The sequence below is a fragment of the Nonomuraea sp. NPDC001699 genome (genome assembly GCF_053596455.1).
In genome coordinates this window covers 374,846-387,921 of sequence record NZ_JBSFGF010000004.1, presented here as the reverse complement: position 1 = coordinate 387,921, position 13,076 = coordinate 374,846, and the positions used below count along the sequence as shown (strand labels likewise).

The 13,076-nt window shown below is 72.0% G+C and carries 12 protein-coding genes; 5 read left to right on the top strand and 7 right to left on the bottom strand.

The genetic code is table 11. From position 1 onward, the window contains the following. Positions 1–4: 4 nt before the first annotated feature. Positions 5–1,183, bottom strand: coding sequence for a threonine synthase (locus ACWCSU_RS15340; RefSeq protein WP_449935520.1), 1,179 nt, complete (start codon positions 1,181–1,183; stop codon positions 5–7). A gap of 57 nt (positions 1,184–1,240) precedes the next feature. Here ACWCSU_RS15340 and ACWCSU_RS15335 point away from each other — a divergent pair, with 57 nt between their 5' ends. The 3 genes from ACWCSU_RS15335 to ACWCSU_RS15325 are packed head-to-tail and all read left to right on the top strand — an operon-like array spanning position 1,241 to position 3,696. Continuing rightward, on the top strand, positions 1,241–2,071 hold the full coding sequence (locus ACWCSU_RS15335) for an SPFH domain-containing protein (RefSeq protein WP_357706348.1): 831 nt from the start codon (positions 1,241–1,243) through the stop codon (positions 2,069–2,071). Further along, the gene (locus ACWCSU_RS15330) at positions 2,064–2,237 is read left to right on the top strand and encodes a hypothetical protein (protein ID WP_357706347.1); all 174 of its coding nucleotides are present in this window, start codon (positions 2,064–2,066) and stop codon (positions 2,235–2,237) included. The genes ACWCSU_RS15335 and ACWCSU_RS15330 overlap by 8 nt, the downstream gene beginning before the upstream one ends. A gap of 19 nt (positions 2,238–2,256) precedes the next feature. Further along, complete coding sequence (locus tag ACWCSU_RS15325; RefSeq protein ID WP_449935517.1) at positions 2,257–3,696, top strand: amidase; 1,440 nt, start codon at positions 2,257–2,259, stop codon at positions 3,694–3,696. Here the strand turns inward: ACWCSU_RS15325 and ACWCSU_RS15320 are convergent. From ACWCSU_RS15320 to ACWCSU_RS15305, 4 genes are all read right to left on the bottom strand, one after another. Next, positions 3,693–4,538, bottom strand: coding sequence for an aldehyde dehydrogenase family protein (locus ACWCSU_RS15320; RefSeq protein WP_357706345.1), 846 nt, complete (start codon positions 4,536–4,538; stop codon positions 3,693–3,695). The two genes, ACWCSU_RS15325 and ACWCSU_RS15320, sit on opposite strands and share 4 nt — an antisense overlap. A 179-nt stretch (positions 4,539–4,717) precedes the next feature. Then, complete coding sequence (locus ACWCSU_RS15315) at positions 4,718–6,136, bottom strand: aldehyde dehydrogenase family protein (protein ID WP_449935515.1); 1,419 nt, start codon at positions 6,134–6,136, stop codon at positions 4,718–4,720. Positions 6,137–6,220: 84 nt separating this feature from the next. Beyond that, complete coding sequence (locus tag ACWCSU_RS15310) at positions 6,221–9,076, bottom strand: helix-turn-helix transcriptional regulator (RefSeq protein ID WP_357706343.1); 2,856 nt, start codon at positions 9,074–9,076, stop codon at positions 6,221–6,223. Between the two features lie 104 nt (positions 9,077–9,180). Next, on the bottom strand, positions 9,181–9,327 hold the full coding sequence (locus ACWCSU_RS15305; protein ID WP_357706342.1) for a hypothetical protein: 147 nt from the start codon (positions 9,325–9,327) through the stop codon (positions 9,181–9,183). A gap of 209 nt (positions 9,328–9,536) precedes the next feature. Here ACWCSU_RS15305 and deoC point away from each other — a divergent pair, with 209 nt between their 5' ends. Next, a complete protein-coding gene (gene deoC, locus ACWCSU_RS15300; protein ID WP_449935512.1) occupies positions 9,537–10,466 on the top strand; it encodes a deoxyribose-phosphate aldolase in 930 nt (309 codons plus the stop codon). 2 nt (positions 10,467–10,468) lie between these two features. Next, positions 10,469–11,164, top strand: a complete 696-nt coding sequence (locus ACWCSU_RS15295) for a hypothetical protein (protein WP_449935509.1) — start codon at positions 10,469–10,471, stop codon at positions 11,162–11,164. On the opposite strand, the gene ACWCSU_RS15290 is transcribed toward ACWCSU_RS15295, so the two are convergent. Next, on the bottom strand, positions 11,161–11,727 hold the full coding sequence (locus ACWCSU_RS15290) for a TMEM165/GDT1 family protein (protein ID WP_357706339.1): 567 nt from the start codon (positions 11,725–11,727) through the stop codon (positions 11,161–11,163). The two genes, ACWCSU_RS15295 and ACWCSU_RS15290, sit on opposite strands and share 4 nt — an antisense overlap. A gap of 226 nt (positions 11,728–11,953) precedes the next feature. Further along, positions 11,954–13,006, bottom strand: a complete 1,053-nt coding sequence (locus ACWCSU_RS15285; RefSeq protein ID WP_357706338.1) for a UDP-N-acetylmuramate dehydrogenase — start codon at positions 13,004–13,006, stop codon at positions 11,954–11,956. Positions 13,007–13,076: the final 70 nt, after the last annotated feature.

The following is a 13,076-nucleotide window of genomic DNA, read 5'->3' as shown; positions in this document are numbered from 1 at the left end:
GGCGTCAGTCCGTCAGGTCGGCCAGGGTCAAACCCGTGCGGGCCGGGTGGGTCTCCTCGCCCACCCCCAGGTCCTTGAACCCGCTCGACGTGCCCACGCACACCACCGGCCCGTCGAAGTCCCGGCGCAGCTTCCGGCAGGCCGCCAGGCCCGCCGCCCCCGACAGCTCCTGCCACACCCCCTGCCGCGCCAGGTCCCGCTGGGCCGCGCGCATCTCGTCGTCCGTCACGAGCACCGCCTCGCCACCGCTGTCGCGCACCGCCAGCACGCCCCGGTGCCCGCCGACCGACCCCGCGATCCCGTACGCCGCGCTGGCCCCCAGCTCGACGATCGCCGCGGGCGCCCCGTCGGCCAGGGCCCGCGCGTTGGGGCCGCCCGCGGCCGGCTCGCAGGAGAACATCCGCGGCACACCCCCGGCCAGCCCGAGCAGCCGCAGTTCGGTGAAGCCCTTCCACACCCCGAACAGCAACTCGGCGTAGCCCGTGGGCGCGAAGACCGCCGCGGGCACCCGTCCGAGCTGGAGGAACAGCTCGTACGCGATCGTCTTGTACCCCTCGGGCCCGTACGGATGGCCGGTGTGGGTCACGGTCTGGTTGCTGACCGGGTGGTATCCGAGCCGGTCCACGATCTCCCGCAGCAGCGGCCACCGCTCGTCGGCCGGCATGGAGAACACCTTGGCCCCGTACGCCCGCACGAACGCCTGCACAGCGGCCGGCGACTCCGCCGAGGCCAGCACGATGGCGGGCAGCCCGGCGCGGGCGGCGTACGCGGCGGCCGAGGCGCCGTGGTTGCCCGACGAGGCCACCACCACCCCGGCCGCCCCCTCCGCCACGGCCGCGCTGACCGCAACGCGGTTCAGCCGGTCCTTGTGCGACCAGGTCGGGTTCTGGGACTCGTCCTTGAGGTGGATCCCGTCGAACTCCAGCAGCGGGGTGCCGCCCTCGCCCAGCGTGGGCGCCTCCAGGGACGGCAGCAGCGGCGACCAGCGCGCGATGTCCGGCCCCGGCTCCTGGTCGAACAGGCCCTTGTCGACGCGGCCGTAGTCGTAGACGACCTCGACCGGATAGGCGATCTCGTCGGTGCTGGTACGCGGACAGCCCTTCGTGAGCGGCGGGGACAACGGGAACTCGATCGAGGGGTCGCCCAGCGAGCGCTGGCCGACGGCAAGTGAAGATCCGTTCACGCGCATGGAGTTTATATGGCTATCATGGTGATATCACTTCGATAGCAAGGAGTCGCGATGGAACGTCGTGCTTTCCGGATCAACGGATTCCTGGTCCTGCTCGTCCTCCTCCTGCTGGCGGGCGGCGCGGCGCTGGTCTCGTTCGAGACGCTCGGCATAGCCTGGATCGTGCTCTTCGCGCTCACGGCCTCCGGCTTCACCGTGGTCAACCCCAACGAGGCTAAGGTCGTGCAGTTCCTCGGCCGCTACGTCGGCACGGTCGACGTGGCGGGGCTCCAGTGGGTGGCGCCGTTCACCACCAAGCGCCGGATCAGCCGCCGGGTCCGCAACTTCGAGACCGCCAAGCTCAAGGTCAACGACGCCGACGGCAACCCGGTCGAGATCGCCTCGGTGGTGGTCTACAAGGTCACCGACACGGCCAAGGCCGCCTTCTCCGTCGACGACTACGAGCAGTACATCGCGATCCAGTCCGAGGCCGCCGTGCGGCACCTCGCGACCACCCACCCGTACGACTCGCACGAGCCCGAGCGCACCAGCCTGCGCGACGGCGCCGAGGTCGCCGGCGAGCTGACCGCCGAGCTGCGCGAGCGCACCGAGCTGGCCGGGATCGAGATCCTGGAGGCCCGCATCACCCACCTGGCCTACGCGCCGGAGATCGCCCAGGCGATGCTCGTGCGCCAGCAGGCCGGCCAGGTGGTCGCCGCCCGCACCAGGATCGTCGAGGGCGCGGTCGGCATGGTCCAGCTCGCGCTCGACCGGCTGGCCGCGGAGGGGGTTGTGGAGCTCGACGAGGAGCGCAAGGCCCAGATGGTCTCCAACCTCCTGGTCGTCCTGTGCGGCGACCGGGCGACCCAGCCGGTGGTGAACGCCGGCAGTCTGTATGCCTGAGCGCAAGAAGCTCCTGCTCCGCCTCGATCCGGCCGTCTACGACGCCATCGCCAAGTGGGCGGCCGACGACCTGCGCAGCATCAACGCGCAGATCGAGTTCGCGCTGCGGCTGGCGTTGAAGGAGGCCGGGCGGGAGCCGGGCAGGAGCTCTCGCAAGGAAGAGTGAAAACCTGCACACTCTAGACATGTTGTGGGCAGGCAGGACCGCCATCGAGATCGCGACGGCCGTCCGGCGCGGCGAGGTGACGGCCACGACCGTGGTGGCGGAGCACCTTCGCCGCATCTCCGAACGGGATTCCCAGGTGGGCGCGTTCCGGCTGGTCAGGCAGCGGGCGGTGGACGAGGCGCGGGCGCTGGACGACCGCCGCGACCTGGCCGACCTGCCGCTCGCCGGGGTGCCGGTGGCCGTCAAGGACAACCTGGAGGTGGCCGGCGAGCCCACCCGCGGCGGCTCGGCCGCCACCCCCGGCGCGCCCGCCCCGGAGGACCATCCGGCCGTGGCCCGGCTGCGCGCGGCGGGCGCGGTGGTCGTCGGGCTGACGAACCTGCCGGAGCTGGGGCTGGTCGGCTTCGGCGACGGCCCGTACGGCGTCGTCCGCAACCCCTGGAACCTCGGCCGCACCGCCGGCGGCTCCTCCTCGGGCAGCGCGGCGGCGGTGGCGGCCGGGATGGTCCCGATCGCCCTCGGCAACGACGGCATGGGGTCGCTGCGCATCCCGGGCGCCTGCTGCGGCGTGCTGGCCGTCAAGCCGGGGACCGGCCTGGTCCCCCCGCCCGCCGACGACTGGGACGGGCTCACCGAGAACGGCCCCCTGGCCACGACCGCGGCCGACCTGTCGCTCGCGCTGTCCGTGCTGGCCGCCGACCCGGCGCTGGCCGAGGCGTGGCGTACCGGCCACCGGGTCGAGCCGAAGCCGCGCATGCTCCGCTCGGTGTGGGCCGACGACGACGAGGTGTGGGAGCCGCAGCCGCCCCAGGACAGCCCGGAGCCGTTCGACCTGCGGGTGGCCTACGCCCCACAGCCGCTGCCGCCGGGCCTGCCCGTCGACCGGGAGTTCCAGGGGGCGGTGCGAGCGGCGGCCGAGACGTTGCGGCAGGCCGGGCACACCGTGGTCGAGCACCCGCATCGCCTGCCCGCCTGGCTCGGCCCCGCCGCGGTGGCCACCTGGCTGGGCCGGGCCGCCGCCGCGGCGGACGGCCTCGACCCGCGCGGTCTTGAACGCCGCACCCGCGCACTCGCCCGCGCCGGACGCGTGCTCACCAGGATCGGCCTGGACGGCCGGCGCGGCCGCGAGCGCTGGAGCGGCTACGGCGCCGACACCTGGTTCGGCGACGCCGACGTGATGATCACGCCGGCGCTCGCCGCGCTCCCGCCGCGCGCCGACCGCTGGGCCGGGCGCGGCCTCCTGCCCAACCTGCTGGTCAACGTCAGGTACGCGCCCACCACCGGCCCCTGGAACCTGTGCGGCTGGCCGGCGATGACCGTGCCGGTCGCCACGCACTCCAGCGCGTTGCCGATCGGCGTGCAGCTCGTGGCGCCGCCGGGCGGCGAGCCGCACCTGCTGGCCCTGGCAGCCCAGCTCCAGGCGGCCCACCCGCCGCTGCGCCCGCCCGGTTTCTCCTAGACGCCGGCCGGATGCCAGACGGTCTTGGTCTCCAGGAACCGCGTCATGCGCCCGAGCCCCGGATCGGCCGTCCAGTCCTCGCGCACGGGACGCAGCACGCGCTTGAGGTTCTCGGCCGCCTCCTGCTCGCAGCGCAGCGCCAGGTCGGCGTCCTCGACGCCGGTGAGGTCGAGGCCGTTGACGTCCATGTGCGCGGCCAGCCAGGGCGCCAGCTCGGCCTGCCGTCCGGTCAGGATGTTGACCACCCCGCCCGGCAGGTCGGATGTGGCCAGCACCTCGGCCAGCGTGATCGAGGCGAGCGGTGAGGGCTCGGAGGCGACCACGACGCACGTGTTCCCGGTGACGATCACCGGCGCGACCACGGACACCAGCCCGAGCAGCGGATCGGCGGGCGCCACCACGGCCACGACCCCGGTCGGCTCCGGCGAGGACAGGTTGAGGTACGGCCCCGCCACCGGGTTCGCCGACCCGCGCACCGACGTGATCTTGTCCGACCAGCCCGCGTACCAGACCAGCCGGTCGACCGCCGCGTCCACCGACTCAAGGGCGGCCTTCTTGCCCGTGCCCAGCTCCTCGGCGAACTGCCCGCGCCGCCCCTCCAGCATCTCGGCGACGCGGTAGAGGATCTGCCCCCTGTTGTAGGGGGTCGCGCCGGACCAGCCGGGGAACGCCTTGCGCGCGGCCACCACGGCGTCGCGCGCGTCCTTGCGCGAGGCGCGCGAGGCGTTGGCGAGGAAGTCGCCCTTGGGCGAGGTCACGGGATAGGACCTCCCACTCTCCGAGCGCGGGAAGGCCCCGCCGATGTACAGCTTGTAGGTCTTTCTGACGGACAACCTACTCATCGCCCCGACCTCTCCACGTGGACTCCTGCGTCGTCTGAACCGGGGCGAACACCTGGCCGCACCTGCTGACGCCGCAGCGGTGGGCGAACCAGCCGACGCGTACGGGCCGGCCGGCACGGGCGAAGGCGTGGCCGCCGGTGGCCTGGGCACGCCGCCCGGACCGCCGGGCACGGCGATGATCACACGTCAAGGTAGGCCTCCAGCCCCGCGAGACCGCCTTCACGGCCGTACCCCGACTCCTTGTAGCCGCCGAACGGCGAGGTGGGGTCGAACTTGTTGAACGTGTTGGCCCAGACGACCCCGGCCCGCAGCCGGTCGGCCATCCACAGGATGCGCGAGCCCTTCTCCGTCCAGATCCCGGCGGACAGCCCGTACGGGGTGTTGTTGGCCTTCTCCACGGCCTCCGCGGGGGTACGGAAGGTCAGCACGGACAACACCGGCCCGAAGATCTCCTCCCGGGCGATCCGGTGGGACTGGGCGACCCCGGTGAACAGGGTGGGCGGGAACCAGTAGCCCCGGTCGGGCAGCTCGCACGCGGGCGACCAGCGCTCGGCGCCCTCGTCGGCCCCGGCCTCGGACAGCTCGCGGATCTTGGCGAGCTGCTCGGCCGAGTTGATCGCGCCGATGTCGGTGTTCTTGTCGAGCGGGTCGCCGAGCCGCAGCGTGCCGAGCCGCCGCTTCAGCGACTCCAGCAGCTCGTCGTGGACGGACTCCTGCACCAGCAGCCGGGAGCCCGCGCAGCAGACGTGGCCCTGGTTGAAGAAGATGCCGTTGACGATGCCCTCGACCGCCTGGTCGATGGCGGCGTCCTCGAAGACGATGTTCGCGGCCTTGCCGCCGAGCTCCAGCGTGAGCTTCTTGCCGGTGCCCGCGACCGTGCGGGCGATGATCCGGCCGACCTCGGTGGAGCCGGTGAAGGCCACCTTGTTGACGTCGGGATGGGCCACCAGCGCGGCGCCGGTGTCGCCCGCGCCGGTCACGATGTTGACCACGCCCGGCGGCAGCTCGGCCTGCTGGCAGATCTCCGCGAACAGCAGCGCGGTCAGCGGCGTGGTCTCGGCCGGCTTGAGCACGACCGTGTTGCCGCAGGCCAGCGCGGGAGCGATCTTCCAGGCCAGCATGAGCAGCGGGAAGTTCCACGGGATGACCTGACCGGCCACACCGAGCGGCTTGGTGCCGAACCCGGCGTAGGCCAGCTTGTCGGCCCAGCCCGCGTAGTAGAAGAAGTGGGCCGCTACCAGCGGCAGGTCGACGTCGCGCGACTCGCGGATCGGCTTGCCGTTGTCGAGCGACTCCAGGACGGCCAGCTCGCGGGCCCGCTCCTGGATCAGGCGCGCGATGCGGAACAGGTACTTGGCCCGCTCGGCGCCCGGCAGGGCGCTCCACACGCCGAACGCCTTGCGCGCCGCCTGCACGGCCCGGTCGACGTCGTCGGAGGAGGCGGAGGCGACTTCCGCCAGCTTCTCCTCCGTCGCCGGGTTGACCGTCTTGAAGGGAGAGCCGGAGCCGTCCACGAACTCACCGTTGATGAACAACCCGTACGACGGCTTGAGGTCGACAATGTCGCGCGACTCTGGCGCGGGTGCGTAGTCGAACATCGCCGTCAGCCCAGGGTGAGGTATAGGGACATCACCTTGCCAGCGTAGACGGTCGGTCCGAGTGCTCCGAGGGGCCTGGAGCTCCTACGCGAGGAGGGACAGGCGATGCGCCGCCGCGGCGGCCTCTCCGCGCGTGGTGACACCCAGCTTGGCCAGGATGTTCGACACGTGCACGCTGACCGTCTTCGCCGAGATGAACAGTTGGGCGGCGATGTCCCTGTTGGTGCGGCCCTGGGTCACCAGGCGCAGAACCTCCAGCTCACGCGGCGTCAGCAGCTCCGACGCCGTCTCCTGGGCCTGCTGGCCGCCGCCCACGCGGCGCGACAACGCCTCGATCTCCTCGACCAGCGGGGTGGCGCGCAGCTCGACGGCGAGCGGGCGCGCCTGCCGGAGCCGGGTCGCCGCGCCCTCCCTGTCGCCGCTCCTGGCCGCGGCGCCGGCCGCGCGCAGCAGGGCCTTGGCCTGGTTGTGCGGGCGCATCAGCCGCTCCCACGCCGCCGCCGAGGCGTCGAAGTCACCGCTGTAGGACAGCCGGTACGCATCCGCCACCGGCCCGCTGATCGTCAGCTCGGCCGCCAGCTCGGCGGCGTGCGCCCGGACCGCGGCGGTCCGGTCGGGTTCGAGGTCTTCCGCCGCGTCGCAGACCGTGCGCAGCAGGGAGAGCAGCCGCCAGCCCAGCATGGCCTTGCTCGGCAGCCGCGGATGCGACAGCGCCCGCTCGGCCACGTCCAGCGCCGCCCACGGCTCGCCCTTGAGCAGGTGCCAGCCGATGTGCAGGCGCGCGTTGCTGATGACGTCCTGGACGAAGTCCTCAGGGCGGTCCTTGAGCACGCCGATCTCCGACAGGATGCCCTCGACGAGCTGCACCTCGCCCCTGGCCAGCCCGATGTCGGCCCGGACGCGCAGCACGGCGTACCGGGTGCGCAGGACCGGCCCGTAGTTGAGCGTGCTCTCCACGCGGTCGAGCGCCTCGTCCCAGCGGCCGAGGGACTCCAGCGCCTCGGCCCAGTTGTTGAGGATGAACAGCCCGCTGCCGCGCAGCCGGCCGTACTTCTTGGCGTAGCGCCAGGCCTCCTCCGACAGGCGCAGGGCCTCCTCGGCGCGGCCCATGTCGATCAGGGAGTCGATGTTGTTGCCGAGCGCCCTGATGATGATCCGGCCCGAACCCTCGTCCTTGCCGAGGCCGATCGCCTGCTCGTTGACGGCGATGACCCGCTCCAGCTCACCCCGCAGCGAGTGGCCGAGCGCCATGTTCATCAGCAGGTCGGCTTCGAGGCACCGGTCGCCGGACCGCCTGACCAGGTCGAGGCCCTCGACGATCAGCTCGTCGGCCTCGGCGACGTGGCCGCGCAGCATGAGCTGCCTGCTCAGCGTCATGACGACCTCCGCGCGCACCGGGCACGGCTCGGGCACCAGTCGCAGGGCGTGCCGGAGCAGCTCGATGACGCCCATCTGGCCCTTGGACACCTTGAACGACGCCTGGCGCACGATGAGCTGGGCCACCCGGTCCGGTTCCTCGTTCTCGTCCAGCTCGGCGAGGGCGGCCTTGACGAACTTCACGCCCTTGTCCACCTCGCCACCGGCGTTCGCGGCTTCGGAGGCGCGTTCGAGCACGGCGGTGTGGTCCACGCCGATGCGCCGGGCGGCGTCGGGGACCCGGTCCCAGAGCATGAGCACACGTTCCAGCAGCGGCACGGCCTCGGTGTAGGCGTACGCCTTGAACGACTTCTGCGCGGCCTCCCAGGCCGACACCAGGGCCCAGAGGTCGTTGCGGGCCCCGTACCAGTGGTGGGCCAGCTCGACGGCGGCGCGACCGGGCGGGACGAGCGAGCGGTCCTTGGAGATCTCCTCGGCGTACCTGGAGTGCAGGCGCTGGTGCTCGCCCGGCAGCAGCTCCTCGTGCACGGCCTCCCGGATCAGCGCGTGCCGGAAGACGTAGGCGCGGTTGTCGGCGATCTGCAGCACGTTCCCGGCGATGGCGGGGCGCAGGGCCGCCTCCAGCTCGATCTCCGACAGCCCGCTGACGGCGGCCAGCAGCGCGTGACCGACCCGGTTGCCGCCCGCCGCGGCCATGCGCAGGACGCGCTGGGTCTCCTCGGGCAGCCGTTCGACGGCGTTGAGGATGAGGTCCTGCATCGACTCGGGGAACGTGCAGTCCTCGCCGCTGTCGAGCAGGGCCTCCACGAACAGCGGAATGCCCTCGCTGCGTTCGTAGACCTTCTGGACCTTCACGTATTCGGGGGCGGCGCCGAGGATGCCGGCCATCTGGGCGGCCACCTCGTCGCGCGACAGGCGGGGCAGGTCCAGGCGGTGGACGCCGTTGACGCGTCCGAGCTCGGCCAGCACCGGGCGCAGCGGATGCTGCCGGTGCAGGTCGTCGGAGCGGTAGGTCATGACGATGAGCACCTGCGGGGCGTGCAGGTTGCGGCTGAGGAAGGCGATCAGGTCGCGGCTGGACCGGTCGGCCCAGTGGATGTCCTCGATGACGAGGATCGTGGGGCGGCTGTCCGCGAGGCGTTCGAGGAGGGTGAGGAACTGCTCGAAGAGCCGGGCGCGGCCCGTGTCGGTCTCGCCGTCGCCGCTGGGCTCGCCGAACTCCGGCAGCAGCCTGGCCAGATCGCGCTGGCCCCCTTCGGGCAGCAGCGCGGCCACCGCGGCGGGGCCCTGCTCTCTGACGAGCTGCCTGAGCGCGGCGGTGAAAGGCGCGTACGCCAGACCCTCGGCCGACAACTCCACGCAGCCACCGACCAGCACCTGCGCGCCATCGGCCACGCAGGTCTCGGCGAAGCGCTGCACGAGCCGGCTCTTGCCGACCCCAGCCTCTCCGCCCATGAGCACGGACGTCACCGTGCCCTTACGCGCCTCGTCGAAGCTCTCTCCGAGTGCGACGAGCTCCTCCGCCCGCCCGACGAAGACGGGACTCACCGAACGTCCCAGCATGTCGTTCAGCATGCCATGCCCTATCAATCGCATTCGACGGGTTTAGGGGGGTGCAGAGGCCCGGCCGCCACATGCGATGACGCGGCCGGGCACTCTTGGGGCGGTCATGACGAACGGCGCTTGCCGAAGACCGAGCGCCGCTCGGTCTTGTTTCCCTTCATGGCCTCGCGTACTCGGCGGTGCTCGGCGGCGGCCTGCCGGAGCTCGCTGGCGTAGGACTTCATGAGCTCGTACTCGAGTTCGGGGTTCATCTTGTTCTCCTGAACATGTGCTGCTTTTCCCTGACATCTTCAATGTTCGGCCTAAGGCCCGGCCCGGCACATCGGGTGGATGCCCTATCTGCGGGCGCACCCAGGGCGGGACATACCTAGATCGGGGCCCGCCCCGCCTTAGGCGGCGTTCCCGTCCGTCCGGTTTGGAGGTAGTGGCCCTGGTCGGCGATGCTGTGAAGGTGTCAACTGTGACTACCTCGCTCGCGGACGTCGCCTCGTCCCACGCGACGCTGCGCGCCTTCCTGCACGGCCTTCCCGGAGTCGACCGGGTGGGCGCCGACCAGCGGGCGGCCATGCTCGGCACCCGTTCCATCAAGACCACGGCCAAGGCCCAGGCCATCGACCTGGCCATCTCCATGGTCGACCTGACGACGCTCGAAGGCGCCGACACGGCGGGCAAGGTCCGGGCCATGTGCACCAAGGCCGTGCACCCGGGCGGCGGCGCCCCCAGGGTGGCGGCGGTGTGCGTCTATCCCGACATGGTGCCGGTGGCCGTCCAGGCGGTGGCCGGGTCGGGGGTCAAGGTGGCCTCGGTCGCCACCGCGTTCCCCAGCGGGCGCTCCTCGCTGGAGGTCAAGGTGAGCGACACGGCGCTGGCCGTGGGCGCGGGCGCCGACGAGATCGACATGGTGATCGACCGCGGCGCGTTCCTGTCCGGCGACTACATGAAGGTCTACGACGAGATCGTCGCGATCAAGGCCGCCTGCGGTGCCGCGCACCTGAAGGTGATCCTGGAGACGGGCGAGCTGGCGACGTACGACAACGTGCGCCGGGCGTCCTGGCTGGCCATGATCGCGGGCGCCGACTTCATCAAGACCTCGACCGGCAAGGTGTCCCCGGCGGCCACGCTGCCGGTGACGCTGATCATGCTGGAGGCGGTGCGCGACTTCCGCGACGCGACCGGCCGCCAGGTGGGCGTCAAGCCGGCCGGCGGCATCCGCACGACCAAGGACGCCATCAAGAACCTGGTGCTGGTCAACGAGACGGCGGGCGACGACTGGCTCTCCCCCGACTGGTTCAGGCTGGGCGCGTCCTCGCTGCTCAACGACCTGCTCATGCAGCGCGAGAAGCTCGCCACCGGCCGCTACGCGGGCCCCGACTACTTCACCCTCGACTGAGGGTGACGGCCCTCGGGCGGCTCTACGAGGTGTTCGGAGCCGTCGGCCGGCCCGCGAGCGTGTCCGGCTGTCCCCATTGCGTGGAACCGGGCGAGGAGGCGTGCCTGCTGTCCGGGCCGGTCTCGGCGATCGAGGCCGGCTCGCTGGCCCGTTACGCGGCCAAGGCGCTCACCACGTGGGGTGACGTCCCCGGGTTCCGCTACTTCCTCCCGCGCCTGCTCGAATGCGCGGCGGCCGACGCCTTCTCCTATCCCGACCCGGAGATCGTCCTCGGCAAGCTCGCCGTCGCGGGCTGGCACGACTGGCCGGCCGCCGAACGCACGGCCGTCACCGCGTTCCTGCACGAGTGGTGGCACGACACGCTGCACCGCCATCCGTCCCGCCCGCCGGCCGACACCGTGCTGTGCGCCGTCGCCGCCACCGGCGTGGACCTCGCGCCCTTCCTCGACGCCTGGGCCGGGCTGGAGAGCGACGCGGCGATCGCCCACCTGCACGACTTCGTCACCGGCGGCCTGTCCGGGCGACGGCTGACCAACGCCTTCTGGGACCGCGACGCCCCCGCCCACGCCCAGGTCCTCGTCTGGCTCGCCGGCGGGCCCGTGGCGCGCGCGGTGGAGGCCGCCTTCGCCCGGGAGAGCAGGGAGCCCGTGCTCGGCCTGCTCGCCGACGTCCACCAGGCGCTGCCGCCGCACTCCTAGAGGATCGCGTCGACGAGCAGCACGATGCCGAAGACCGCGAACGCGGCGGCGGCGCCGTACCGGATGACCTTCTCGGGGAGGTGCTTGCCGAGCAGGCGGCCCACGAGGATGGCCAGGGCGTCGGCGGCGACCATGCCGACGGTCGAGCCGATCCACGTGCCGAACCAGCCGTGCTGCGTGGCCAGGGTGATCGTGGCGAGCATCGTCTTGTCGCCCAGCTCGCTCAGGAAGAACGCCACGGTCACCGCGACCAGGACGTTCCTGGTCGTACGGCGGGCCTTGTCCTCCTCCTCCTTGGTCAGCTCGTCGCCCCGCAACGTCCACAGGGCGAACCCGAGGAAGGCGATGCCGGCCACGATCGAGATGGCCGTCGTCGGCAGCGCCTTCCCGACCAGCTCGCCCACACCCACGCTCAGCAGGTGCACGACCGTGGTGGCGATGGTGATGCCCGCGAGCACGGGCCAAGGCTTGAAACGGGTGGCGAACGTCATCGCCATGAGCTGGCTCTTGTCACCGAGCTCGGCCACGAAAATGACCGCGAGACTGATCCAGAACGCGTCCAACCGGTCCTCTTCCGCGCGACCAGACCGGAAGCAGGCACCCGGGGGATCTTCGGGCACGACTTTCGGCCCGGCAGCGTCTTTGTGTCATGACTGCCAGGCCGAAGGTCTCGTCCGCCCGTTCAGGCCCGTGTGACCGGGCGCGATCACGCGCCAGTATGTCGATCACACGATTGGGACTACTCCCCTTCGGAATTACCAACACACCATAACAGCCCACGCAGAGCCGTCATTCCCCCAGGTCGTCCGCCAGCGTGCAGCCGACCAGCACCGGCTCGTTGACTAGCGTGACGCCGAACTTCTCCCGCACCCCGTCGCGCACCTCCGCGGCCAGCGCCAGCAGGTCGGCCGTGGTGGCGGCGCCCACCGGGTTGGTGAGGGCCAGCGTGTGCTTGGTGGAGATGCGCACCGGGCCGCGCTCGTAGCCCTTGGGGAAGCCCGCCTGCTCGATCAGCCAGGCGGCCGGCACCTTGACGCGGCCGTCGGGCATGTCCCAGCGCGGGTGGCCGGGCGCGCGTCCGGCCAGCTCGTCGGCGTGCTCTGCGGTCAGGATCGGGTTGGTGAAGAACGAGCCCGCGCTGCGGCTGTCGGGGTCGGACGCCGGGTCGAAGACCATGCCCTTGCCCCGCCGCAGCCCCAGGACGCCCTCACGGGCCAGACCGAGGGGCACGCGGCCGCCGAGCTCCACCCCGAGCCGCCCGGCCAGCTCCTGGTAGGCCACCGGCCCGGACAGGTCCGACACGTCCAGCGCGTACGTCACCGCGAGCACCACGTGCCGCGACAGGTCCCGCTTGAAGGCGCTGTCGCGGTAGGAGAACCCGCACTGGCGCGCCTCCAGGTCGACCACCTGCCGGGTGAGCCGGTCGTAGGCCCGTACGCACCTGATGGTCTGCGCCACCTCCTGGCCGTACGCGCCGACGTTCTGGATCGGGGTCGAGCCCACCAGGCCCGGAATGCCGGACATGCACTCGATGCCGGACCATCCCTCGGCCACGGCCCGCTCGACCAGCACATCCCAGTCCTGGCCCGCCTCGACCGTGAGCAGCACCTGCTCGCCGTCCCTGGAGACCGTCACGCCCTCGGTGGCCACCTTGACGACCAGCCCGTCGAAGCCGTCGTCACCGATCACCACGTTGCTGCCGCCGCCGAGCACCAGGGTCGGCACCCCGTTCATGTCGGCCTCGGCGACGAGGGACACGAGCTGCTCCGCCGTGACTGCCTCGGCGAAGTCGCGGGCGGGGCCGCCCAGGCCCAGGGTGGTGTGCGGCGCGAGCATCTCCATGAGCCCCAAGCTTATGAGCCCCCCAGCCCACCCAGCACCCCCTCCACCGCCCCCTCCACCCGAACAGCAC

Excerpts from the sequence above, each read along its gene's own strand:
- ACWCSU_RS15335 (WP_357706348.1), top strand. The coding sequence starts at position 1,241 with ATGGAACGTCGTGCTTTCCGGATCAACGGATTCCTGGTCCTGCTCGTC.
- ACWCSU_RS15330 (WP_357706347.1), top strand. The coding sequence starts at position 2,064 with ATGCCTGAGCGCAAGAAGCTCCTGCTCCGCCTCGATCCGGCCGTCTAC.
- ACWCSU_RS15325 (WP_449935517.1), top strand. The coding sequence starts at position 2,257 with ATGTTGTGGGCAGGCAGGACCGCCATCGAGATCGCGACGGCCGTCCGG.
- ACWCSU_RS15320 (WP_357706345.1), bottom strand. The coding sequence starts at position 4,538 with ATGAGTAGGTTGTCCGTCAGAAAGACCTACAAGCTGTACATCGGCGGG.
- ACWCSU_RS15315 (WP_449935515.1), bottom strand. The coding sequence starts at position 6,136 with ATGTTCGACTACGCACCCGCGCCAGAGTCGCGCGACATTGTCGACCTC.
- ACWCSU_RS15310 (WP_357706343.1), bottom strand. The coding sequence starts at position 9,076 with ATGCTGGGACGTTCGGTGAGTCCCGTCTTCGTCGGGCGGGCGGAGGAG.
- ACWCSU_RS15305 (WP_357706342.1), bottom strand. The coding sequence starts at position 9,327 with ATGAACCCCGAACTCGAGTACGAGCTCATGAAGTCCTACGCCAGCGAG.
- ACWCSU_RS15285 (WP_357706338.1), bottom strand. The coding sequence starts at position 13,006 with ATGGAGATGCTCGCGCCGCACACCACCCTGGGCCTGGGCGGCCCCGCC.